Source organism: Streptomyces sp. cmx-4-9, from assembly GCF_046548835.1.
In the GTDB taxonomy this organism is placed as follows: Bacteria; Actinomycetota; Actinomycetes; order Streptomycetales; family Streptomycetaceae; genus Streptomyces.
The window spans coordinates 25,080-45,395 of the sequence record NZ_JAEBEE010000010.1 but is presented as its reverse complement, the minus strand read 5'-3'; the positions used below and the strand labels follow the sequence as shown (position 1 = coordinate 45,395).

20 protein-coding genes are annotated in these 20,316 nt (G+C 73.1%); 8 read left to right on the top strand and 12 right to left on the bottom strand.

Annotation, left to right across the window (positions count from 1 at the left end; all coding sequences use genetic code 11):
• Position 1 precedes the first annotated feature (1 nt).
• Positions 2 to 796 carry a VOC family protein gene (locus ACLJTM_RS28890; RefSeq protein ID WP_411106694.1) on the bottom strand — a complete coding sequence of 265 codons (795 nt, stop codon included), beginning with the start codon at positions 794 to 796 and terminating at the stop codon, positions 2 to 4.
• A 233-nt stretch (positions 797 to 1,029) separates the two neighbouring features.
• On the opposite strand from ACLJTM_RS28890, the gene ACLJTM_RS28885 reads away from it, so the two are divergent.
• On the top strand, positions 1,030 to 1,644 hold the full coding sequence (locus ACLJTM_RS28885; protein WP_411106946.1) for a flavin reductase family protein: 615 nt from the start codon (positions 1,030 to 1,032) through the stop codon (positions 1,642 to 1,644).
• A 67-nt stretch (positions 1,645 to 1,711) separates the two neighbouring features.
• Here ACLJTM_RS28885 and ACLJTM_RS28880 read toward each other — a convergent pair whose 3' ends face one another.
• From ACLJTM_RS28880 to ACLJTM_RS28870, 3 genes are read right to left on the bottom strand one after another with little or no spacing between them, the layout of a single operon-like run.
• Positions 1,712 to 2,779, bottom strand: coding sequence for a Zn-dependent alcohol dehydrogenase (locus tag ACLJTM_RS28880; RefSeq protein WP_411106693.1), 1,068 nt, complete (start codon positions 2,777 to 2,779; stop codon positions 1,712 to 1,714).
• On the bottom strand, positions 2,776 to 4,029 hold the full coding sequence (locus ACLJTM_RS28875; protein ID WP_411106692.1) for an acyl-CoA dehydrogenase family protein: 1,254 nt from the start codon (positions 4,027 to 4,029) through the stop codon (positions 2,776 to 2,778). The genes ACLJTM_RS28880 and ACLJTM_RS28875 overlap by 4 nt, the downstream gene beginning before the upstream one ends.
• Positions 4,030 to 4,057: 28 nt before the next feature.
• Positions 4,058 to 4,978, bottom strand: coding sequence for an SDR family NAD(P)-dependent oxidoreductase (locus ACLJTM_RS28870; protein ID WP_411106691.1), 921 nt, complete (start codon positions 4,976 to 4,978; stop codon positions 4,058 to 4,060).
• Positions 4,979 to 5,087: 109 nt separating this feature from the next.
• Here ACLJTM_RS28870 and ACLJTM_RS28865 point away from each other — a divergent pair, with 109 nt between their 5' ends.
• The 3 genes from ACLJTM_RS28865 to ACLJTM_RS28855 all read left to right on the top strand — a co-directional run bounded on the left by ACLJTM_RS28865 (position 5,088) and on the right by ACLJTM_RS28855 (position 7,364).
• Complete coding sequence (locus ACLJTM_RS28865) at positions 5,088 to 6,014, top strand: cyclase family protein (protein ID WP_411106690.1); 927 nt, start codon at positions 5,088 to 5,090, stop codon at positions 6,012 to 6,014.
• Positions 6,015 to 6,125: 111 nt separating this feature from the next.
• Positions 6,126 to 6,854, top strand: a complete 729-nt coding sequence (locus ACLJTM_RS28860) for a hypothetical protein (RefSeq protein WP_411106689.1) — start codon at positions 6,126 to 6,128, stop codon at positions 6,852 to 6,854.
• Between the two features lie 90 nt (positions 6,855 to 6,944).
• Positions 6,945 to 7,364, top strand: coding sequence for a hypothetical protein (locus ACLJTM_RS28855; protein ID WP_411106688.1), 420 nt, complete (start codon positions 6,945 to 6,947; stop codon positions 7,362 to 7,364).
• Between the two features lie 244 nt (positions 7,365 to 7,608).
• On the opposite strand, the gene ACLJTM_RS28850 is transcribed toward ACLJTM_RS28855, so the two are convergent.
• The 4 genes from ACLJTM_RS28850 to ACLJTM_RS28835 all read right to left on the bottom strand — a co-directional run bounded on the left by ACLJTM_RS28850 (position 7,609) and on the right by ACLJTM_RS28835 (position 11,752).
• Positions 7,609 to 8,082, bottom strand: a complete 474-nt coding sequence (locus ACLJTM_RS28850) for an ATP-binding protein (protein WP_411106687.1) — start codon at positions 8,080 to 8,082, stop codon at positions 7,609 to 7,611.
• A gap of 342 nt (positions 8,083 to 8,424) precedes the next feature.
• The gene (locus ACLJTM_RS28845) at positions 8,425 to 9,372 is read right to left on the bottom strand and encodes an acyl-CoA dehydrogenase family protein (RefSeq protein ID WP_411106686.1); all 948 of its coding nucleotides are present in this window, start codon (positions 9,370 to 9,372) and stop codon (positions 8,425 to 8,427) included.
• Between the two features lie 5 nt (positions 9,373 to 9,377).
• On the bottom strand, positions 9,378 to 10,541 hold the full coding sequence (locus tag ACLJTM_RS28840) for an acyl-CoA dehydrogenase family protein (protein WP_411106685.1): 1,164 nt from the start codon (positions 10,539 to 10,541) through the stop codon (positions 9,378 to 9,380).
• Complete coding sequence (locus ACLJTM_RS28835) at positions 10,541 to 11,752, bottom strand: amidohydrolase family protein (protein WP_411106684.1); 1,212 nt, start codon at positions 11,750 to 11,752, stop codon at positions 10,541 to 10,543. The genes ACLJTM_RS28840 and ACLJTM_RS28835 overlap by 1 nt, the downstream gene beginning before the upstream one ends.
• A 161-nt stretch (positions 11,753 to 11,913) precedes the next feature.
• On the opposite strand from ACLJTM_RS28835, the gene ACLJTM_RS28830 reads away from it, so the two are divergent.
• A complete protein-coding gene (locus ACLJTM_RS28830) occupies positions 11,914 to 13,473 on the top strand; it encodes a class I adenylate-forming enzyme family protein (protein WP_411106945.1) in 1,560 nt (519 codons plus the stop codon).
• A gap of 79 nt (positions 13,474 to 13,552) precedes the next feature.
• Here ACLJTM_RS28830 and ACLJTM_RS28825 read toward each other — a convergent pair whose 3' ends face one another.
• Positions 13,553 to 14,071, bottom strand: coding sequence for an EF-hand domain-containing protein (locus ACLJTM_RS28825; RefSeq protein ID WP_411106683.1), 519 nt, complete (start codon positions 14,069 to 14,071; stop codon positions 13,553 to 13,555).
• 311 nt (positions 14,072 to 14,382) lie between these two features.
• On the opposite strand from ACLJTM_RS28825, the gene ACLJTM_RS28820 reads away from it, so the two are divergent.
• Positions 14,383 to 14,961 carry a sigma-70 family RNA polymerase sigma factor gene (locus ACLJTM_RS28820; RefSeq protein ID WP_411106682.1) on the top strand — a complete coding sequence of 193 codons (579 nt, stop codon included), beginning with the start codon at positions 14,383 to 14,385 and terminating at the stop codon, positions 14,959 to 14,961.
• On the top strand, positions 14,958 to 16,211 hold the full coding sequence (locus ACLJTM_RS28815) for a zf-HC2 domain-containing protein (RefSeq protein WP_411106681.1): 1,254 nt from the start codon (positions 14,958 to 14,960) through the stop codon (positions 16,209 to 16,211). The genes ACLJTM_RS28820 and ACLJTM_RS28815 overlap by 4 nt, the downstream gene beginning before the upstream one ends.
• Before the next feature lie 108 nt (positions 16,212 to 16,319).
• On the opposite strand, the gene purU is transcribed toward ACLJTM_RS28815, so the two are convergent.
• Together purU and ACLJTM_RS28805 are read right to left on the bottom strand one after the other, a co-directional pair.
• The gene (gene purU / locus ACLJTM_RS28810) at positions 16,320 to 17,189 is read right to left on the bottom strand and encodes a formyltetrahydrofolate deformylase (RefSeq protein WP_411106680.1); all 870 of its coding nucleotides are present in this window, start codon (positions 17,187 to 17,189) and stop codon (positions 16,320 to 16,322) included.
• 14 nt (positions 17,190 to 17,203) lie between these two features.
• Positions 17,204 to 17,755 carry an SCO4402 family protein gene (locus ACLJTM_RS28805; RefSeq protein WP_411106679.1) on the bottom strand — a complete coding sequence of 184 codons (552 nt, stop codon included), beginning with the start codon at positions 17,753 to 17,755 and terminating at the stop codon, positions 17,204 to 17,206.
• Positions 17,756 to 17,846: 91 nt separating this feature from the next.
• Here ACLJTM_RS28805 and ACLJTM_RS28800 point away from each other — a divergent pair, with 91 nt between their 5' ends.
• A complete protein-coding gene (locus tag ACLJTM_RS28800) occupies positions 17,847 to 19,172 on the top strand; it encodes an ABC transporter substrate-binding protein (RefSeq protein WP_411106678.1) in 1,326 nt (441 codons plus the stop codon).
• Between the two features lie 19 nt (positions 19,173 to 19,191).
• Here ACLJTM_RS28800 and ACLJTM_RS28795 read toward each other — a convergent pair whose 3' ends face one another.
• Entirely contained in the window at positions 19,192 to 20,070 is an 879-nt protein-coding gene (locus tag ACLJTM_RS28795; protein ID WP_411106677.1) for a hypothetical protein, read from the bottom strand.
• Between the last annotated feature and the right edge of the window lie 246 nt (positions 20,071 to 20,316).

The following is a 20,316-nucleotide window of genomic DNA, read 5'->3' as shown; positions in this document are numbered from 1 at the left end:
GCTACGCCCGCGGGTCGGGCTTGAGCAGGGCGAACACCGCACCCGCCGGGTCGGCGAGCCACGCCACCCGCCCGACCTCGGGCACGTCCGCGCCCGGCATCAGCACGGAGCCGCCGCTCCGCTCGGCGGCTGCGGTGGTGGCGTCGACGTCCGGCGCATGGAAGTACGGGACCCAGCGCGCCGCCTCCCGCGTCCCGTCACCCGGGCCCTGTTCCAGGGGTGCGACCCCGCCGAAGGACCCGTCCTCCTGGTCCCCGTCGGCGATGCTCAGCACCCGGTAGGTCATCCCGGGTGCCTGCATCTCGGCGTGGCGCCAGCCGAACACCCCGTGGTAGAAGGCGATGTCCCTGACGGGATCGGGCACGTGGAGCTCGGCCCACACCAGGGTGTTCTCGGCGGAGGCCAGGTCCAGTCCCCCGTTCCCGCCGGGCTGCCAGCTCGCGAACTGCGCCCCCTGCGGGTCGGTGTACTGCGCGAGCCAGCCCTGGCCCATGACGTCCATGGGCTCCATCCGGACGGCGCCGCCACCGTCCCGGACGGCCCGGGTGGTGGCCTGGATGTCCGGGCTCATGAAGTGGACCATCCAGGCCGACGCCGCGCCCTCCTCGGTGAGCGGGCCGAGAGCGGCGACGGTCCTGCCCTGCAGCTGGAAGAAGCCGTATCCGCCCGCCTCGGGGCCCGCGGAGGCGAACTCCCAGCCGAAGAGGGCCCCGTAGAACCGCACGGCGGCGTCCGTGTCGGGACTGCCGAGGTCGAGCCAGTTGGGCGATCCGGTGCGGAAGTCGGTGCCGAGCATGGGGTCCTCCGGGAGGGGGTGCGGCGGGTACGGGTCCCGGGCCACGATGCCGAGCCCCCGCGGGCGGGGCTGCGCACGGGCCACCGGGCAGCGGGGGTTTCACCCGTCCGGCCGCCCGCCGGGGGCACGGGGGCGCGCTCTGCCGGGCCGGTGGCGGCCCCGGCCGCCCCGTACCGCCCCTTCCTATCTGACGGTGCGTCAGGTTCAATCGGGGCGTGATGGGACACGCAGGGATGGCGGCCACCGTCGTCCGATACCTCAGATCAGTGGGCTCCCCCACCTCCGCCGCCGCACCGGAGCCGGAACCCGTCGATGCTCTGCCGCGCCCCGACCTGCGGGCCGTCGGTGAGGACGAGCGCACGCCGGTCGGCGCCGCCGAGTTCCGGGCCGTCCTCGGGAACTTCGCCAGCGGGGTCACCGTCATCACCGCGCCACCCGGCGAGGACGAGGACGGGCCGGCCGGCTTCGCCTGCCAGTCCTTCGCCGCGCTGTCCCTGGACCCGCCGCTGGTCACGTTCATGGTGGCCCGTACGTCGACCACCTGGCCGCGGATCGCCCGCGCCGGGGTGTTCTGCGTCAACATCCTCGGCGCCGAGCAGGGCCTGCTGTGCCGGTCCTTCGCCGTCAGCGGCGCCGACAAGTTCGCCGGGGTCGTCCACCGCCCGGCGCCCGTCACCGGGTCGCCCCTCCTGGACGCCGTGCCCGCCTGGATCGACTGCCGGATCCACGCGGTCCACACCGGTGGGGACCACCTCATCGTGGTGGGCCGGGTGGCGGCCATGGGCGCGGCCGGCGAGGGCGAGCCGTTGCTCTTCCACAAGGGCCGCTTCGGCCGCTTCAGCGACTGACCCGGCGCCCCGGCGGCGCCGCGCCCCGACGAAGGGGCCCGGTCGCCGCAGGGCCCGGCTCGCGCCGTCAGAAGGCCAGCACGCCCCGCGCCACCCGTCCGTGGTGGGCGTCGTCGGCGGCCTTGGCGAAGTCCTCCACCGGGTAGACCTCCGTCACCAGCTCGTCCAGCAGCAGCCGGCCCTGCCGGTAGAGCTCGGCGTAGAGGGCGATGTCCCGCTGCGGGCGGGAGGACCCGTACCGGCAGCCCATGATCGTCTTGTCCAGGTAGAGGGACGAGACCAGGAAGGACGCCTCCTCCGTGAACCCGGGCACGCCCAGCAGCACCGCCTGCCCGTGGCGGTCCAGCAGGTCGACGGCCTGGCGTATCAGCCGGACGTTGCCCACGCACTCGAAGGCGTGGTCGGCGCCCGTCGGCAGGACCTCCCGGACCGCTGCCGAGGAGTCCGCGACGGCGGAGGCGTCGACGAAGTGCGTGGCGCCGAACTGCCGGGCCACCGCCTCCTTCGCCGGGTTCGCGTCCACCGCCACGATGGTCGTGGCACCCGCGATCCGGGCCCCCTGGAGCACGTTCAGCCCGATCCCGCCGGTACCGATGACGACCACCGACTCGCCCCGGTCCACCCTCGCCCGGTTGAGCACGGCCCCCACGCCCGTCAGGACCCCGCAGCCGATCAGCGCCGCCGAGGTGAAGGGGATCTCCTCGTGGATCTTCACGGCCTGGACGGCCCGAACGATCGTGCGCTCGGCGAAGGCGGAGTTGGAGGCGAACTGGAACAACGGTTTCCCGCCCCGCGAGAAGGGCCGGCCGGGCATCCCGATCGCCTTGCGGCACATCGTGGGCCGGCCCCGGTCGCAGTCGGCGCACGCACCGCAGTTGGCGAGGGTGGACAGCGACACGTGGTCGCCGGGCACGACGTGCGTGACGCCCGCCCCCACGGCCTCGACCACTCCGGCGCCCTCGTGCCCCAGCACCACCGGCGCCGGGAACGGTATCGTCCCGTCGATCACCGACAGGTCGCTGTGGCACAGCCCGGCCGCCCGGACGGCCACCAGCACCTCCCCCGGGCCCGGGTCCCGCAGCTCCAGGTCGTCGACCACCCGGGCCTGCTTGCCGTCGAACACGACGCCTCTCACCTGGACTCCTTCGGCAGGCCGAGCACGCGCTCGGCGATGATGTTGCGCTGGATCTCATCCGAGCCGCCGTAGACGGTGTCGGCGCGGGTGAACAGGAACAGCCGTTGCTCCTCGTCGAGTCCGAGCTCGTACGGGAGGTCCGGGGCCCAGGGCAGCGGTCCGGCCGCCGCCGCCGCCCCGCGGACCTCCACCGCGAGTTCACCGAGCCGCTTGTGCCAGCCGCCCCACAGCAGCTTCGCCACGCTCGGGGCTCCCGGGTCGTCCGCCGCACCCAGCGTGCGCAGGGCGTTCCACCGCATGGTGCGCAGCTCGGCCCACTGCCGTACGAGGCGGGCGCGCAGCACCGGGTCACCGGCCGGTGCGGACCCGGCGGCGCCCGGTCGAGCGGGCCCGGCAGCGGTGGCCGCCGCGGCCGAGGCCCCGTACACGGCCAGCACCCGCTCCAGTTCGGCGGCGAACCCGATCTGCTGGACCAGGGTCGAGACCCCCCGCTCCAGGGCGAGCAGCCCCATGGCCACGGTCCAGCCGGCGCCTTCACCGCCGACGACGTCCTCGGCCACCGCCCCGTCGAAGAACACCTCGTTGAACTCGGAGGTGCCCGACAGCTGGCGGATCGGCCGGACCTCGATCCGGCCCGGCTGGTCCATCCCGACCAGGAGGAAGGACAGCCCACGGTGGCGCCGGGAGCCGGGCTCGGTGCGGGCCAGCACGAAGCACCAGTCGGCGTCGCGGGCCAGTGAGGTCCAGATCTTCTGCCCGGTGACGCGCAGCCGCCCGTCCGCCGGGTCCCGGACGGCACTCGTGCGGACGGCGGCCAGGTCGGAGCCCGCGTCCGGTTCGCTGTAGCCCTGGCACCACAGCTCCTCACCGGCGGCGATGCCCGGCAGGAAGCGGTCCTGCTGCTCGCGGGTGCCGTAGGCGATCAGGGTGGGGGCGAGGAGGTTCTCACCGATGTGGCCGACCCGGCCGGGCGCGCGCTGCGCCGCGTACTCCTCCGCCCACACGACCTGCCCCGTCAGGGAGAGGCGCTGCTGCCCGTAGGTCCCGGCCGGGATGTCCCAGCCCTGCCCGATCCAGCCGCCGCTGCCCAGCTCGCGCTCCCAGGCGCGCCGTACGCCGACCCCCTCGTGCTCGCTGCCCGGCCCGCCCCGCCCCCGGGCCTGCGCGTACGGGCCCACCAGGTGCTCCGCCAGCCAGGCGGCTGCCCGGCCCCGCAGCTCCTGCTCCTCGGCCCCGAAACTGAAGTCCACGCCGTTCCTCCTGTCGTCGGGTCCGGCGTCAGGCGTTGGGGCGGTCCTTGGCGGCCGCGGCCTTGGCCATGGCCTCCAGCTGCGCCAGCATCGGCATGGGGTCGGTGCCGACCGTCCCGGGCAGGAAGTCGGCGATCTTCTCCGGGGTCCAGCCGCCTTCGGCGTACCCGGCGCGCAGCTCGCGCGGCTGGGCCCAGACGGCGATCTTCGGGCCCGCGACCGTGTAGACCTGCCCGGTGATCCGCTCGCCGCCGGTGGCCACGGCCCGGTCGCTGAGCAGGTAGGTCACCAGCGCCGCGACGTCCTCGGGCTCGCCGATCTCCTTGAGCTCCATGGGCACGTTCGCGGACATGCGGGTGCGGGCGACCGGTGCGACGGCGTTGGCCGTGACCCCGTATTTGGCGAGGCCGAGCGCGGCGGAGCGGACCAGGGAGATGACTCCGCCCTTGGCGGCGCTGTAGTTCGCCTGGGCCACCGAGCCCTGGTGGTTGCCGCTGGTGAAGCCGATGAGGGTCCCGCCGCCCTGACGGCGCATGACGGCGGAGGCCGCGCGGAAGACGGTGAACGTGCCCTTGAGGTGGGTGGCCAGCACCGGGTCCCACTCCTCCTCGGACATGTTGAAGAGCATCCGCTCGCGCAGGATGCCGGCCGTGCAGACGACGCCGTCGATGCGTCCGTACCGGGCCAGGGCGGTGTCGACGATGCGCTGGCCGCCCTCCATGGTGGAGACGTCGTCCGCCACGGCGGCGGCCTCACCGCCCGCGGCGGTGATCTCCTTCGCCACCGCCTCGGCGATCTCGCTGGTGGGCTGCGCCCCCTCGATCCCCACGCCGTAGTCGTTGACGACGACCCGGGCGCCCTCGGCGGCCGCGGCGAGTGCCACGGCCCGCCCGATGCCCCGGCCGGCGCCGGTGACGGCGACGACCTTGCCTGCCAAGAAGTTCCCCACGTCCGGCCCCTTCCCGCGTTTTCTGACGGACCGTTAGATTCTATGACCAGTCAGATGCCCCTGCACAAGACCCGGTTGCCCGCCACCTTCCCGAGGAGCTGATGGAGTCATGGCCCTGCCCGAGGAGTTTCACGACATCGCCAAGCGCGTCAACAACTGGGGTCGCTGGGGAGCCGACGACGAGATCGGCACGCTCAACCTGATCACCGACGAGGTCGTACGGACGGCCGCGCGGGAGGTCCGCAGCGGCCGCCGGATCCCCCTGGCGCTCCCCCTGAAGGAGGACGGGGTCCAGGCCGGCCTGATCCCCGGCCGGGTCAACCCCCTGCACACGATGGTGCAGATCAACCAGGAGCTCTTCGGCCCCGGCACGGTGGCGTGCAGCGACGACGCCGTGACCATGGGACTCCAGTCGGCCACCCACTGGGACGCCCTCACGCACGTCTCGCACTCAGGGAAGATCTACAACGGCCGGCCGGCCTCCTCGATCACCGCCCACTCCCGGGCCGAGTACAGCGGCATCGACAAGGCCGGGCACATCGTGTCCCGCGGGGTACTGCTCGACGTGGCACGCGCCAAGGGCCTGGACCGGCTGGGGGGCGGCCACGCCGTGACCCCGGAAGACCTGGCCGAGGCCGAGGAGTTCGGCGGGACCGCCGTCCGTCCCGGTGACATCGTCCTGGTCCGCACGGGACAGGTGCAGGTCTACCTGGCGGGCGACAAGCACGGCTACGGCTTCCCGTCCCCGGGCCTGTCCGTGCGCACCCCCCAGTGGTTCCACGCCCGGGACGTCGCGGCGGTGGCCAATGACACGCTGACCTTCGAGATCTTCCCGCCGGAGATCGAGAACCTGTGGCTGCCGGTGCACGCGCTCGACCTGGTGGAGATGGGCATGCACCAGGGCCAGAACTGGAATCTCGAAAAGTTGTCCACAGCCTGTGCAGAAGAAGGGCGCTACTCCTTCCTGCTCTCCGCGATGCCCGAGCCCTTCGTCGGCGCGGTGGGCACCCCGGTGGCCCCGGTGGCCGTGCTCTGACCTCCCGGGACCGGGCACGGGGCCGGACGCGGGAACCGTGAGGTGTCCATGACGCGTCACTCCCGGGGCGCCACCACCCGGCCCCCACCGCCCCACCCCTGGAGGAAACCCATGGCCAACCCGTACCAGGTCAACCCGCCGCAGCCCCAGCAGCCCCAGCCGCCCCGGCGGCGCTCCGGCGGCCGGCTCGCCGGGTTCCTGACCGTCGCCCTGATCGCCGGCGGGATCTACGGCGCCTCCCATTGGCTCGGCAAGGACGACGGCAAGGACGACGGCAAGCCCTCGGCCGCCGCCTCGGCGTCCCCCTCCGCCAAGCCCTCGGCCGCGGACCCCGGCTCCGCCGAGTCCTCCTCCGACACGTCCAGTTCGTGGAAGGTCGGCGACTGCGGCGGACCCGACCCGGACAACCAGCCCGACGGGTACCGCCCCCAGAAATGCTCCGCCTCCGGCGCCACCTTCAAGGCCGTCGACATCAAGGACGCCGGCATCCTGCCGGGGACCATCCAGTGCCCGCCCGGCACCGACCTGATGATCCAGGTCAGCATTTCCTACGGCGGCAGCAAGAAGGGCGGTGGCATCCCCACCAACACCGTCTGCGGCCGCAACCTCTCCGGCGGCCACCCCGGTGACGCGGGCGCCGGCGGCGGACAGCTGGTCAAGGGGGACTGCGTCACCGACCGGGCCCAGGAGGTCGCCTGCGCCACCGGCGGCCCCGGCACGGCCAAGGTGCTCGGCCTCGTCAAAACCGAGGAGGAGTGCCCGGCCGGGACCACCGAGCCCATGAAACTGACCCTCGCCGTCGGCCGCCCGTACGACGTGATCTGCACCGGCACGGTCTGATCCCCCCGCCGCCAGGACCCTTCCCGGGCCCCGGTACCCTGCGTTGCCCCCGACCGCCGGGGGCTCGTTCTTCCCGCTCAGGAGTCCCCCATGGCCCTCAAGAAGGCCACGATCCAGCAGCAGGTGGCAGAAGCCATCGCGCAGGCCAACCCGGCCGACCGCCCCCTCGTCACGATCCAGGCCATCGCCGGCCCCAGCGTCTGGCTGATGAGCATGCTCGGCCTGATCGGCCAGGCCTTCCTCACGTACTACTTCATCACCGTCACCGAGCAGGCCGTGGTCGTCCACAGGGCCGCCCGGCTGAGCAACCGCCCGCAGGAGATAGCCTTCGCGATCCCCTCCGCCCAGGCGGTGGGCCTCGTCTCGCAGGTCAACCGCAATGCGCTGTGGAGCAACTTCCGGATGCAGCTCCCGGGCCGCGAGGCCCCGGTGCGGATGAACGTCCACCGCACCTGGCGCTCCGAGATGGACCAGCTGCTGGGCCTGCTCACCGGCCAGCCGGTCGCCTGACCCGCCCGCCGCCGGCGCCGGCCTCCCCACCGGCCCGGCGGCCCCGGCAGCAGCCGGGACGGCCGACACGCGGCCGCCCCGGCCGGAAGACCTGCGGGTGGCGGCGGCGCGCATGCACGCCCCGAGCGCGGCACGGCGGCCGCCACCCCGCGACCCGCACTCGTCAAGGCCTGCCTTGGCGTCCCCTCGCGTCGAATCGCTCCCCACCAGGGTGATCAAAATGTGACGGAACGTCAACACCTCGTTAGAGGTACACGCGCGGTTCCCGGATCGGGCCGGATTTCTGCGACGCTCCACCGGGCGCGTCCACCGCACAGTCCGACGCCGCCTTCCGCGCCCGGTCGACCTCGCACCAGATCCGCTTGCCCGCACCCTCGCGCTGCCAGCCCCAGCGGTCCGCCAGACCGTCGACCAGTTCCAGGCCGCGGCCCCCGGTGTCCTCCCCGGACGCCTGGCGCGGGGCCGGCGCACGGTCGCTCGCGTCGGCCACCTCCACCCGGACGCCCGGTCCGCCGAACAGCATCCGCAGCACCGCGGGGCAGCCCGTGTGCACCACCGCGTTGGTGACCAGCTCGGAGATCAGCAGGATCAGCGTCTCGGCGAGCGGTTCGTCGTCCCCTATGCCGGAACCCGCCAGCCGCGACCGCGCCCATCGGCGGGCCCGGCCGACCTCGGCGGGATCCGGTCCTACCTCCAGCTGAACCTGAAGCACCTGCACCGCTCACACCATCCGAACCGGCGGACACTTCGCCTCGCGACAGGACGGGATCACCCAGTGTGATCCCCTTGCGGAGCAGCTTGGTTGACATACAGTCACGACAACAAGCGCTTCGGGCATATTCGCGCGCGAAGGACTGGGCGTGGTGCATACTGTGCGACGCCTGCGCCGCTCAACCGCTCGCATTCGTGGGAGCGTACCGGAGCCGACCCCTCGCTCCGGTCCGTAATGCGGCGGACGAAGGACACAAACGGATATCAACTCTCTGTAATCGGACATGCGTCCCGCGTCGTCCCCGCCGTGCCCCGCCCGCACCTCGGCCCGCTCCGTCGTCACAGCGCGCTACGAACCTCCGGCCGGCTCCCGCTCCGCCTCCGCCTCCGCCTGCCCCAGCAGCTCGGCCGCGAGCAGCTCCTCCGCCTGCGCCCCGGTCCGCCACTGCTCGGACCGCACCCAGGCCCGTTTCAGGTGCAGGTGCACATCGGCTTCCCAGGTGAAGCCCATTCCGCCGTGCACCTGGAGGCAGTCCCGGGCGTTGCCCACCGCCGCCTCGTCCGCCAGCAGCTTCGCCGCGGCCCCCTCGCCCGCGTCCCCGGTCACCGCTGCCGCGTAGACCGCCGTACGGGCGACCTCGGCCCGCACCAGCATCCGTGCGCACAGGTGCTTGACCGCCTGGAAGGCCCCGATGGGCTGCCCGAACTGCTCGCGGCCGCCCGCGTACCCCACCGCCAGCTCCACCGTCCGCAGCGCGCTGCCGAGCTGGAGCGCGGCCGTCAGCAGCGCCCCGGTGGCCCGGTACGGCCCCGCCTCCCGGTACGGGTCAGCCTCCCCGGCCGAGGGCACCCGGTGCAGCGGCGTCAGCGGGTCCGCGCCGGCCACCGGCTCCCCGGCGGGCACCCGGTCGGCCCCCAGCACCGCGTCCGCCTCTCCCAGGTACGCCACCAGCCGCCCCCCGAGGTCGAAGGCCGTCACCACGGCCGCGCCCTCCGCAGCCCCCGGCACCAGCCCCGCCGCCAGGTGCGTGGCCACCAGCGGGCCCGGCAGCAGCGCCCGTCCGGCCTCCTCGAAGACGAGGACCGCCTCCGGCAGGCCGAGCCCCACGCCCCCGGCGGACTCCGGCAGCCGCAGCGCGAAGAAGCCCGCCGCGCCGAGTTCGCGCCACAGGGCCCGGTCGACCGCGGCCCCGGTGTCCACCGACTGCCGCAGGGCCGCCCGCCCGTACCGGCCCGCCAGCAGGCTCCGTACACCCGCCCGCAGGTCCCGCTGCTCTTCGGTGGGCTGGAAGTGCACGCCCCTCACCGGCCCTTCGGGAGGCCGAGGATGCGCTCGGCGACGATGTTCCGCTGGATCTGCGAGGTGCCCGCCGCGATGGTGTAGGAGAGCGAGGAGAGCCGGTCGCGCACCCATTCCTCCTCCAGCGAGAGGGAAGCGGCCCCCAGGACCTGCGCCGCGGCCTCGTACAGCTCCTGGCGGGCGTGCGAGTAGGCCAGCTTGAAGACGGAACCGCCGGTGCCGGGGACCCCGCCGGAGCCCTCCGCCTCGCTGACGTTCCACTGGGTCAGGCGCCACAGCGCACCGAACTCCCCGTGCAGGCGCCCCAGCCGGCGCCGCAGCACCGGGTCGTCCCAGCGGCCGTTCGCCTTCGCCAGGCGGGCCAGCGCGCCCAGGGTGCGGCGGCAGGCAACGACCTCCCCGACGAAGGCGGTGCCCCGCTCGAAGGACAGGGTGACCATGGTGACGCGCCAGCCGTCGTTCTCCGCCCCGACCCGGTTGGCGGCCGGGACCCGCACCTCGTCGAGGAACATCTCGGCGAACTCGGTGGACCCGGCGAGGGTGCGCAGCGGCCGGACCGTCACCCCGGGCGCGTCCATCGGCATGGCCAGCCAGGAGATGCCCCGGTGCTTGGGGACCGCGGCACTGACCGGCTCCGTGCGCACCAGGAGCTCGCACCAGTCGGCGACCTCGGCGTGCGAGGTCCAGATCTTCGAGCCGGTGACCACGTAGTCGTCGCCGTCGCGGACCGCCCGCGTGCGCAGGGCCGCGAGGTCGGAGCCCGCGTCCGGCTCGCTGAAGCCCTGGCACCACACCTCGTCGCCCCGCAGCACCGGCGGCAGCCAGCGCGCCCGCTGCTCCGCGGTGCCCTCGGCGGCGATGGTGGGGCCGGCGTGCAGCAGGCCGACGAAGTTCGCGCCGACGTAGGGGGCGCCGGCCCGCTCGGTCTCCTCCAGGAAGATCAGGTGCTGGGTCGGGGTGGCCCCCCGCCCGCCCGCGTCGACGGGCCAGTGCAGGCCCGCGTACCCGGCCTCGTACAGCCGGCGCTGCCAGCCGAGGTCGTAGGCCCGCCGGCCCGGCCAGTCGTCCGGGGAGGGCCGGGCCGGCAGCCCGGGCAGCTCCTTGGCGAGCCACGCCCGCAGCCCGGCGCGGAACTCCTGCTCCTGCGGCGTGTACGTGAGGTCCATCAGCGGCCCTGGCGGTCCTGGTCGAGGGGCAGGCCGAGCATGCGGATGGCGTTGCCGCGCATCAGCTTGTAGACGGTCTCGTCGTCGAGGCCCTTGACGTGGTCCAGGGCGACCTCCCTGGTGTGCGGAAAGGTCGAGTCCACGTGCGGGTAGTCCGTCTCGAAGGTGGCGTTGTCCCGGCCGATCACGTCGAGTGCGGCGATGCCGTGCTTGTCGCGGAAGAAGCAGCAGAAGATCTGCCGGTAGTAGTAGGTGGACGGCGGCTCGGGGATCAGGTCCTTGACCCCGCCCCAGGCGCGGTGCTCGCGCCACACGTCGTCAGCCCGCTCCAGGGCGTACGGGATCCAGCCCATCTGGCCCTCGCTGTAGGCCAGCTTGAGCGCCGGGAACTGCACCAGCACCCCGCTGAACAGGAAGTCCATCATCGAGGCCATGGCGTTGTTGAAGCTGAGCGAGGCCTGCACGGCGGGCGGCGCGTCCGGGGAGGCCGCGGGCATCTGGGAGCTGGACCCGATGTGCATGTTGACCACGGTGCCGGTCTCCTGGCAGACCGCGAAGAAGGGGTCCCAGTAGCCGGAGTGGATGGAGGGGAGCCCGAGGTGGGTGGGGATCTCGGAGAAGGTGACCGCCCGGACCCCGCGGGCCGCGTTGCGGCGGATCTCGGCGACGGCCAGGTCGATGTCCCACAGCGGGATGATGCACAGGGGGATGAGCCGGCCGCCGCTGTCGCCGCACCACTCCTCGACCATCCAGTCGTTGTAGGCGCGCACGCAGGCCAGGGCGACCTCCTTGTCGTGGGCCTCGGCGAAGGTCTGGCCGCAGAAGCGCGGGAAGGTCGGGAAGCACAGCGAGGCCTCGACGTGGTTGAGGTCCATGTCGGCGAGGCGCGCCGCGGGGTCCCAGCAGCCGCGTCGCATCTCCGCGCGGGTGATGCCCTCCAGGGTCATGTCGTCGCGGTCGAAGCCGACGGCGGCGATGTTGCGCTTGTACGGGAACTTCAGGTCCTCGTAGATCCACCAGTCGGTCGGCGGGCCGTCGGGGTCCATGGAGATGACGTACCTGCCTCCCGTGTACTCCAGCTGTCCGATGCCCGCGGTCAGGGGGCGGGGGCCACGGTCGCGGTACTTGGCCGGCAGCCAGACGTCGAAGAGGTGGGCGGGTTCGATCACGTGGTCGTCGACGCTGATGATCCGAGGCAATTCCAGTTCCATGACCGTCTCCCCAATCTGATGGATCGTCAGAAACAAGCTAGCCCCGCCACCTCTGGACCGGCAAGCACCGGCGCTCTACGCTCTCCGCTTGATCTGACTATCCGTCAGCTACTGCGCTCAACGGGAGGTCCGGGATGAACGGGAGGTCCGGGATGACGGACATGACGGACACCGCCACAGAACTGGGCCGGTCCGCGACCCTGTGGGAGCTGGTCGCCCGCCGCGCCGCACTGACCCCGGACGCCACCGTCCTCGTCGAGGCCGCCGAGGACCCCGCCAACGACCGCCGCCTGTCCTTCGGGGAGCTGCACGACCGCGCCGAACGCGTCGCCGCCGGCCTCCACGGCGCGGGCGTACGCCCCGGCACGGTCGTGGCCTGGCAGCTCCCCACCCGCATCGAGACGGTGCTGCTGTCGCTCGCTCTCGCCCGCATCGGCGCCGTCCAGTCCCCCGTGATCCCCTTCTACCGGGACCGCGAGGTCGGCTTCGCGCTGCGCGAGTCCGCGGCCGAGTTCTTCGCCGTCCCCGGCGTCTGGCGCGGCCACGACCACACCGCGATGGCCCGCCGGCTCGGCGCGCGCGGCATCCTCCAGGCGTACGCCGACCTCCCCGAAGGCGACCCCGCCGTTCTGCCCCCGCCCCCCGGCAACGGCACCGACGTCCGCTGGATCTACTGGACCTCCGGCACGACCTCCGACCCCAAGGGCGTCCTGCACACCGACCGCTCACTGATCGCCGGCGGCTCCTGCCTCGCCCACGCCCTGCACCCGACCCCGGCCGACGTCGGCTCGATCGCCTTCCCGTACGCGCACATAGGCGGCCCCGACTACCTCGTGATGCTGCTCCTGTACGGATTCCCGGCGGTCCTCTTCGAGAAGTTCGCGATGCCGGACGCGCTGGACGGATACCGCCGCCACCAGGTCACCGTCGCCGGCGGCTCCACGGCCTTCTACTCCATGTTCCTGGCCGAGCAGCGCAAGGACCCGGGCGTGCCCGTCGTCCCGAGCCTGCGCCTCCTGGCGGGCGGCGGAGCCCCCAAACCGCCCGAGATCTACCACGCCGTCGTCCGCGAGCTGGGCTGCCAGCTGACCCACGGCTACGGCATGACCGAGGTCCCGATGATCACGATGGGCGCCCCCGACGACACCGCCGAGCACCTCGCCACCACCGAGGGCCGCCCCCCGGCCTCCATGTCGATCCGCATCACGGGACCCGACGGGTCCGAGCTGCCGGCCGGCGCCGACGGCGAGGTACGGCTGCGCGGCGAGGCCGTCTGCCAGGGCTACCTGAACCGGGACGAGGCCACCGAGGCCTTCGACGCCGACGGCTACCTCGTCACCGGCGACCTGGGCCACCTGACCGGGGACGGCTACCTGGTCCTCACCGGCCGCAGCAAGGACGTGATCATCCGCAAGGGCGAGAACATCTCGGCGAAGGAGGTCGAGGACCTGCTCCACCAGCTGCCCGGGGTCGCCGACGCGGCCGTCATCGGCCTGCCCGACCCCGACCGCGGCGAACGCGTCTGCGCGGTCGTCGAACAGCCCCCCGGGGCCGCCCCGCTGACCCTGCCCCAGGTGACCGCGTACCTGCGCACCCAAGGCCTGGCCACGCACAAGCTCCCGGAGCAGCTGGAGCTCCTGGAGTCCCTGCCCCGCAACGAGGCCCTGCGCAAGGTCCTGAAGTACCGGCTCCGCGAACGCTACGCCGCCCCCGCCGGATGACCCCGCAGGCCCTCCCGGCAGGGCTCACGGCGCGGCACGGACCCGCGGCCCCCCGCAGGGGGCACAGCGGACGGCGGCGCTACGCGTCCGGGGCCTCCACCCCGCAGTAGCCCGCGAAGGCCGCCAGGATCTCCTCCTCGGAGATCCGGCCGTCGCCGTCGGTGTCCAGGGCGGCCGCCACCCGGGTGGCCACCTCGGGGGCGGTGCCCAGCACCCGCAGCACCCGGGCGGCAGCCGGCGGCGTCGCCCCGGCGCCGTCCTCGTCCGCCACCGCGATCACGGCCCGCAGGAAGGGCCGCGCGATCTCCGCGAACCGGTCCGGGCTGTCGCGCAGCCGCTTGGCCGCGCCGGTGATGAACTCCTCGCGGGACACCCGCTGGTCGCCGTCGACGTCGGCGATCCCGGCCATGCCCTGCCAGAAGGCCTCGGCGCCCGCGAAGACGGCCTGGCCGCGGTCCGACCGGGCCGCGGTGCCGAATTCGGCCAGCACCGCCTTCGCCGCGATGCTGAAGTCCTCCCGGTCGATGTAGCCGGAGCCGTCCTGGTCGAAGGTGGCGAACCGGGCGGCGATCTTGCGCTCGTACTCTGCGCTGTCCATATGCGGCGTTCCGCCTTCACATGTGCGGTGGGTTCGGTTTCAAGACAAGGCAGGAGCGTACGTCCTCCGTGGCCTGCACGTTAAGCGAAGCGGTCACAGAGGCGGCCGCATCGAACCCGCGCACGGGAAGCGCGGCGGGGCGCGCACACCAGTACCCATGTGCCGCCTCCAGCCGCGCGGTTGCGGCCGGGCACGGCGAGGAAGGCTCGTACCACGGAGGGCACTCTCCGGGGACGGGCTTCGCCCAAAACAGGCGCGCTGCCCCATGTGCCCGTTACATTCGTCGTGTCGACACACGGCTGGGGGCACTGATGCCGAAGGACGTACCACCGCGCTGGGACCGCCGCATGCAGCAGCGGCTCGCCCGCGGCGAGGCCGCCGCGCTCGGGGAGCTGTACGACCGCTTCGCCTCGCTGGTGCACAGCCTGGCGCACCGGGTGCTGGGAGACGAGAAGGCCGCGGACCGGATCACCCGTGAAGTCTTCGGCTACATCTGGGAGAACCCGGACGCCTACGACCCCAAGCAGGGCTCCCTGCGCTCCTGGGTCGCCCGGATCACCCAGGGCCAGGCCGTGGCCCGGCTGCGCCAGGCGGAGCTGGGCCGGGGCTCGCGCGAGGAACTGGAGCAGAAGGTGCGCAGCGCCAACGCCGCCGCCCGCGCGGACTACATCGTCACCTCCATGCCCGCGCCGCTGCGCGCCGCGCTCGAACTGGCCTACTTCAAGCGGCGCGACTACCGCCAGGCCGCCGCCGACCTCCAGATCAGCGAGGACGAGGCACGCCGCCGGCTGCGGCTCGGACTCCAGCTCCTGTCGACCGCCAACGCCCTCCCGCAGGAGGACGCCTCCCGGCCCGGACACGGCCCTCGCGAATACGGAACGCCCCGATGAACGGCCCCGCCCAGTCGCCCGACGACGGATACGAACGTCCCGGCGGCCGGCCCCGGATACCGGGCCCGCGCGGAGCCGCCGACGACCTGGACCCGCAGCGCGCGCCCCGGCTCCTGCCGGACCCCGAACCCGCGGCCGTGCCCGCACCGCCGCCCACGCACGCCGTGCTGAAGTCGCTGCTCGGCGCGTGGGCGCTGGCAGCGTGCTCCGCCGAGGAGACGCAGGCGGTGGAGGACCACCTCACCGAATGCGCACCCTGCGCCGAGGAGGCGCTGCGGCTGCGCGACGCGGTCGGCCTGCTGCACCCGGAGGAGACCCTCGACCTCAAGCCGCTGTTGCGCTCCCGGGTGTTGGAGGACTGCCTGGGCAAGCGGCCGGCCCGCATCCCGGTTCCGGTGTGGGCGAACCCGTACGACACCGAGACGGCACGGCTCGACGCGCTGCTCCAGGACTTCGGGGACTCGGAGTGGCACACCCCGGTGCGCCTGAAGTGGTTCGAGGAGGAGCAGCGCCGGTCCCGCCGCACCACCGTGGCGGGGGTGATCGGGCACCTGATGACGGTGGACGGCCTGGTCGCCACCGCGCTCGGCCTCGACGACCCGCTGGGTTCCGACGCACCGCCCGGCGGCCCGTCCGTACGCACCGAGCACTACTGGAACGCCTCGGCGTACCCTCCGACCCGGCAGGTCCGCACACCCTGGCGGGAACAGGGCCACACCCTGGTCCGGACGGTGTCCTTCGCCGGACGCGGCGTCGCGGAACTGGCGGTGGACTACGGCAACTTCGCGCTGCCGCTCGGGGACGCCCTGCTGGAGCGGGCCTTCGAGTGCTGGGTCCACGCGGGGGACATCGCGGAGGCGGTGGACTACCCGTACGAGGCGCCGTCCGGCCCCCATCTGCACGGGATGATCGACCTGGCGGCCCGGCTGCTGCCGAGTGCGCTGGCCCAGCGCCGCCGTGCGGGCCTGGCGGCCCCGGCCCGCGGCCTGGTCGCGGCCGGCGCACCGGGACGGACCCTGCACCTGGAGATCGAGGGCGCGGGCGGCGGCGGCTGGGACATCGCCCTGGACTCACCCGGGGCGAAGCCCTCACCGGACCGCACGGTCGCGGAGATCGCCCTGGACGGCGTCGAGTTCTGCCAGCTCGCCGCGGGTCACATCGCCCCCGAGGAAGCCGCGGTCGGCCAGCACGGCGACCGCGAGGCCATCCGCGACGTCCTGTTCGCGGCAGCCTCCCTCAGCCGCCTCTGACCCCCGACGCACAGCCTCCGCCCCGCCGGCGACCGAGGCGCGGGGTCCGGGGCGGAGCCCCGTGCAACGGCTCCGCACCCGGCCCCCGCGCAGCAACCCCGCAGGGGATCAGGCGAAGACGACCGTCCGCGACCCGTTCAGCAGCACCCGGTGCTCGCTGTGCCACTTCACGGCCCGCGCCAGCGCCTGGCACTCCACGTCCCGCCCGACCGCCACCAGCTGGTCCGGGGTCACCTCGTGGCCGACCCGCTCGACCTCCTGCTCGATGATCGGGCCCTCGTCGAGGTCCGCCGTGACGTAGTGCGCGGTCGCACCGATCAGCTTCACCCCGCGCGCGTGCGCCTGGTGGTACGGCTTCGCACCCTTGAAGCTCGGCAGGAACGAGTGGTGGATGTTGATGATCCGCCCGCTCAGCGCCTGGCACAGGTTGTCGGACAGCACCTGCATGTACCGCGCCAGGACCACCAGCTCGACGTTCTCGGTGCGTACGAGTTCGAGCAGCTCGTTCTCCGCCGCCGCCTTCGTGTCCTTGGTCACCGGGATGTGCACGAAGGGGATGTCGTACGAGCCGACGAGCTCGGCGAAGTCGGTGTGGTTGGAGACCACCGCCGCGATCTCGACCGGCAGGGCCCCGATGCTCGTGCGGAACAGCAGGTCGTTGAGGCAGTGGCCGAACTTCGACACCATCAGGACGATCCGCATGCGCTCCTCGGAGCGGTGGATCTGCCAGTCCATCCTGAACGATTCGCCGATCGCGGCGAAGCTCGCTCGCAGCTTCTCCAGGGTCACCGCGGGCTCGGCCTCGAAGTGCACCCGCATGAAGAACAGGCCGGTCTCCCGGTCTCCGAACTGCTGGCTGTCCTCGATGTTGCAGCCGGTCATGAAGAGGTAGCTCGACACGGCGTGCACGATGCCCTGCTTGTCGGGGCAGGACATGGTCAGGACGTACTGGGACTGGGGCTGTGGGTCGTCGCTCATGACCGCACAGCCTTTCACACCGTGCGCGTCAGGATCCTCAGGACTTCCAGCGAGCGCGGCCGCGCGTCCGGGTCCTCCCCGTCGGCCGTCGCCAGCCGTACGTGCGCCTCGCGTGCCGCCCGTACCGCCTCGGGCCAGGCGTGGTGCTCCAGGTAGGCGGAGACGGGGGCGTCCGGCCCGACCTGATGCAGGATCCGCAGCACCCGGAGCACGGCGAGGTCCACCAGGGCCGCCTCCTGCGCATCGCGCAGGACCGTGCCGACGTACTTCTCGGCCGACCAGCTGTCGAGCCAGGTGTCCTCGACGAGCCGGTACACGGCGTCGGTGACGTCGCCGTACCCTTCGGCCCCGGCCAGCCAGGTGTCCTCGTGGAAGACCGGATCGGAGAGCATGTGCAGCGCCGAGCGCACGTTGCTGCGCCAGCGCCACCACGGCATGTCGTTGAGGGGCATGCCGCCCATGGTGGAGGAGCGGCCACCGCGACGGGAAGAGTTCTTCGAACCTTGGGCGAATGTCACGCTCGCGATCGTACGTTCCCGTCGGCAGCGATCTTGAGGCGCCCGCATCCGGCGGTGCTCCCGCAATTCACCTGGGCGTCACCCGATGTTGTGCCCGTCTCACTCCTGAGTTACCTCCGGAGCGGAATGGTGCATGGACATGACCATGTCGCGCCGCGCAGCCTCCTTCTCCCGCACCCTGGTGGCCACGGCAGTGGGTGCCTGTCTCGTCGCCGGATGCGGGGTGGTGCCCGGCGGCTCCGACGGTTCCGCGGGCACCGTCACCGTGATGACCTTCGCCCCGGAGGACACGGGAGCCACCAACATGCCGGGCATGCCGGGCATGGCCAGGGCGTACGAGCGGTGGGTCAACTCCAAGGGCGGCATCAACGGCCACAGGCTGCGCGTGCTGACCTGCAACGAGAAGAACACCCCGACGGGCGCCGCCGACTGCGCGCGCAAGGCGACAGCCGCGAAGGCCGTCGCCGTCGTCGGCTCCTACAGCCAGCACGGACGCGCCTTCATGGCCCCGCTGGAAGCCGAGGGCATCCCCTTCATCGGCGGGTACGGGGTCTCCCCCGAGGAGTTCCAGTCGACGCTGTCCTACCCGGTCAACGGCGGCCAGCCCGTGCTCCTCGCCGGCGCCGGGCACCAACTGGGGAAGGCGTGCAGCCAGGTGGCCCTGGTCCGTCCCGACACCCTTGCGGGCGATTCGCTGCCGGTGCTGCTCAATGCCGGGCTGAAGGCCAACAAGGTCGCCGAGGCCAGCGACATCCGGGCCGCCGAGGACTCCGCGGACTTCACCCCGCAGGCCCGCGAGGCCCTTGCCACCACCTCGGGCGGCAAGGACGCCAACGACGGCAAGGACGGCAAGGAGAAGGACAAGGACAAGGACAAGGGGCGCGGCTGCGTGACGGCCGTGCTCGGCGAGCGCACCGAGACCTTCTTCGACGCCTTCCGCCGCCTGGACGCCCAGCAGCGGACCCCGCAGATCTCCTCGGTCCTGGGCAGCGTCAGCCAGTCCCTGGTCGACCGCACCGGAGGCCGGGAGAGCCCGTTCGAAGGCGCGTACCTGACCAGTTGGTACCCGGTGTCCGGCGATCCGCTGTGGGAGCCGATGCGGAAGGTGATCTCCGAGCACGCCTTCGGCGACGACAGCGTCGACCCCGACGACAGCGGGGCGCAGACCACCTGGATCGGCTACACCGTCCTCGGCGAGATCGTGAAGCGCTTCAAGCCGGGCGAGGAGGTCACCGCCCGCAAGGTCGGCCGCATGCTCAACCAGTCGGAGTCGGTCACCACCGGCGGCCTGACCCCCGACCTGAGCTGGCGCTACCAGGACATGCGCGCCGTGGCCGGCTTCCCCCGCATCGTCAACGGCCGGGTCACCTTCCAGATCGTGCAGGCCGGCCGGCTCGTGGCGCAGCCGGGCGAGCAGCCGCTGGACATGACGCCCGCCCTGGAGCAGGCCCCGCGCGCCGCCTGACCCCCGCCGGCCCCGCCGGTCACAGCTGGGTCTTGTCCCGCTTGGTGAGGCCGTACTTGGCGGCGATCGAGTTCCACAGCGCCGCCGCCGACTCCTTGGCCTTCGTGGCCTCGCCGCTCGCCTTGTTGCCGGCGGAGGCGTTGTCGGTGGACTTGGCTTTGCCGTCCTTGCAGTTCTTCTCGTCCTTCGCGTCCTCGGCCCACGCCGCGTAGCTGTTGTCGGCGTTCGCCGAGGACTTCCACGCCTTCGTGAGGGACGCGGAGAGCTTCGCGTGGTCGGGCAGCTTGTCCACCTTCAGCTCCTGGAGCCGGGTGACGAGCTCCTCGCGCTGGCGGGCGGCGTCCCGCAGGTCGCCGGCCGCCTGGTCGAGGTTCTTGCAGCTCTTGATGTCCTCCACGGCCTTGATCACCGAGGCCCGGCTGTCGTTGCTGTCCGCGAGGAGCTTGTCGAGCTGCACGGCCTGCGGGCGGGCCGGGTCGACGGGGGCCTCCCCGGCCGCCGCGGAGCCGCTGGCGCTGGGGGCGGAGGACACCGCGCCCGGGTCGTTGTTCTGCGGCTTGCCGCCGCCGAGCAGCGAGCCGACGCCGAGTCCGACGACGATCAGGCCGACGACGACCGCCACGATGATGGCGGGCGAGACCCTGCGCGGGCCCTCCGGCGGGGCGGGCGGGGGCGCGTACTGCTGCGGCGGCGGGTACTGCTGGGCCTGCTGCTGCGGGTACGGGCGCTGCTGCTGGTGCTGCGGCGGCGGCGGTACGGGGGCCGGGCCGCGCGGCGGGCGGGGCCGAGGCGGCCGGCGCAGCACCGGCTCCTGGACCGGCGGCAACTGCTGGGTGTGCCCGGCGACACCGTCACCGCTGCTGTCGCGGAACAGCCCGTCGAACTCGGCGGCCGGCACCGGCGGAATGTACTGCGTCGCCGCCTCCCCGTGGCCGGGAGCCGCAGGCACCGGCGGGATGTACTGCGTTGCCGCCTCCCCGTGCCCCGGAGCCGCCGGAACGGGCGGTATGTACTGCGTCGCCGCCTCACCATGCCCCGGGGCCGCCGGAACCGGCGGGATGTACTGCGTCGCCGCCTCACCGTGCCCCGGAGCCGCCGGCACCGGCGGGATGTACTGCGTCGCCGCCTCCCCGTGGCCGGGAGC

Coding starts and splice junctions, on each gene's coding strand:
- ACLJTM_RS28890 (WP_411106694.1), bottom strand. CDS start 796: ATGCTCGGCACCGACTTCCGCACCGGATCGCCCAACTGGCTCGACCTC.
- ACLJTM_RS28885 (WP_411106946.1), top strand. CDS start 1,030: ATGGCGGCCACCGTCGTCCGATACCTCAGATCAGTGGGCTCCCCCACC.
- ACLJTM_RS28865 (WP_411106690.1), top strand. CDS start 5,088: ATGGCCCTGCCCGAGGAGTTTCACGACATCGCCAAGCGCGTCAACAAC.
- ACLJTM_RS28860 (WP_411106689.1), top strand. CDS start 6,126: ATGGCCAACCCGTACCAGGTCAACCCGCCGCAGCCCCAGCAGCCCCAG.
- ACLJTM_RS28855 (WP_411106688.1), top strand. CDS start 6,945: ATGGCCCTCAAGAAGGCCACGATCCAGCAGCAGGTGGCAGAAGCCATC.
- ACLJTM_RS28840 (WP_411106685.1), bottom strand. CDS start 10,541: ATGGACCTCACGTACACGCCGCAGGAGCAGGAGTTCCGCGCCGGGCTG.
- ACLJTM_RS28835 (WP_411106684.1), bottom strand. CDS start 11,752: ATGGAACTGGAATTGCCTCGGATCATCAGCGTCGACGACCACGTGATC.
- ACLJTM_RS28830 (WP_411106945.1), top strand. CDS start 11,914: ATGACGGACACCGCCACAGAACTGGGCCGGTCCGCGACCCTGTGGGAG.
- ACLJTM_RS28825 (WP_411106683.1), bottom strand. CDS start 14,071: ATGGACAGCGCAGAGTACGAGCGCAAGATCGCCGCCCGGTTCGCCACC.
- ACLJTM_RS28820 (WP_411106682.1), top strand. CDS start 14,383: ATGCCGAAGGACGTACCACCGCGCTGGGACCGCCGCATGCAGCAGCGG.
- ACLJTM_RS28815 (WP_411106681.1), top strand. CDS start 14,958: ATGAACGGCCCCGCCCAGTCGCCCGACGACGGATACGAACGTCCCGGC.
- purU (WP_411106680.1), bottom strand. CDS start 17,189: ATGAGCGACGACCCACAGCCCCAGTCCCAGTACGTCCTGACCATGTCC.
- ACLJTM_RS28805 (WP_411106679.1), bottom strand. CDS start 17,755: ATGCGGGCGCCTCAAGATCGCTGCCGACGGGAACGTACGATCGCGAGC.
- ACLJTM_RS28800 (WP_411106678.1), top strand. CDS start 17,847: ATGACCATGTCGCGCCGCGCAGCCTCCTTCTCCCGCACCCTGGTGGCC.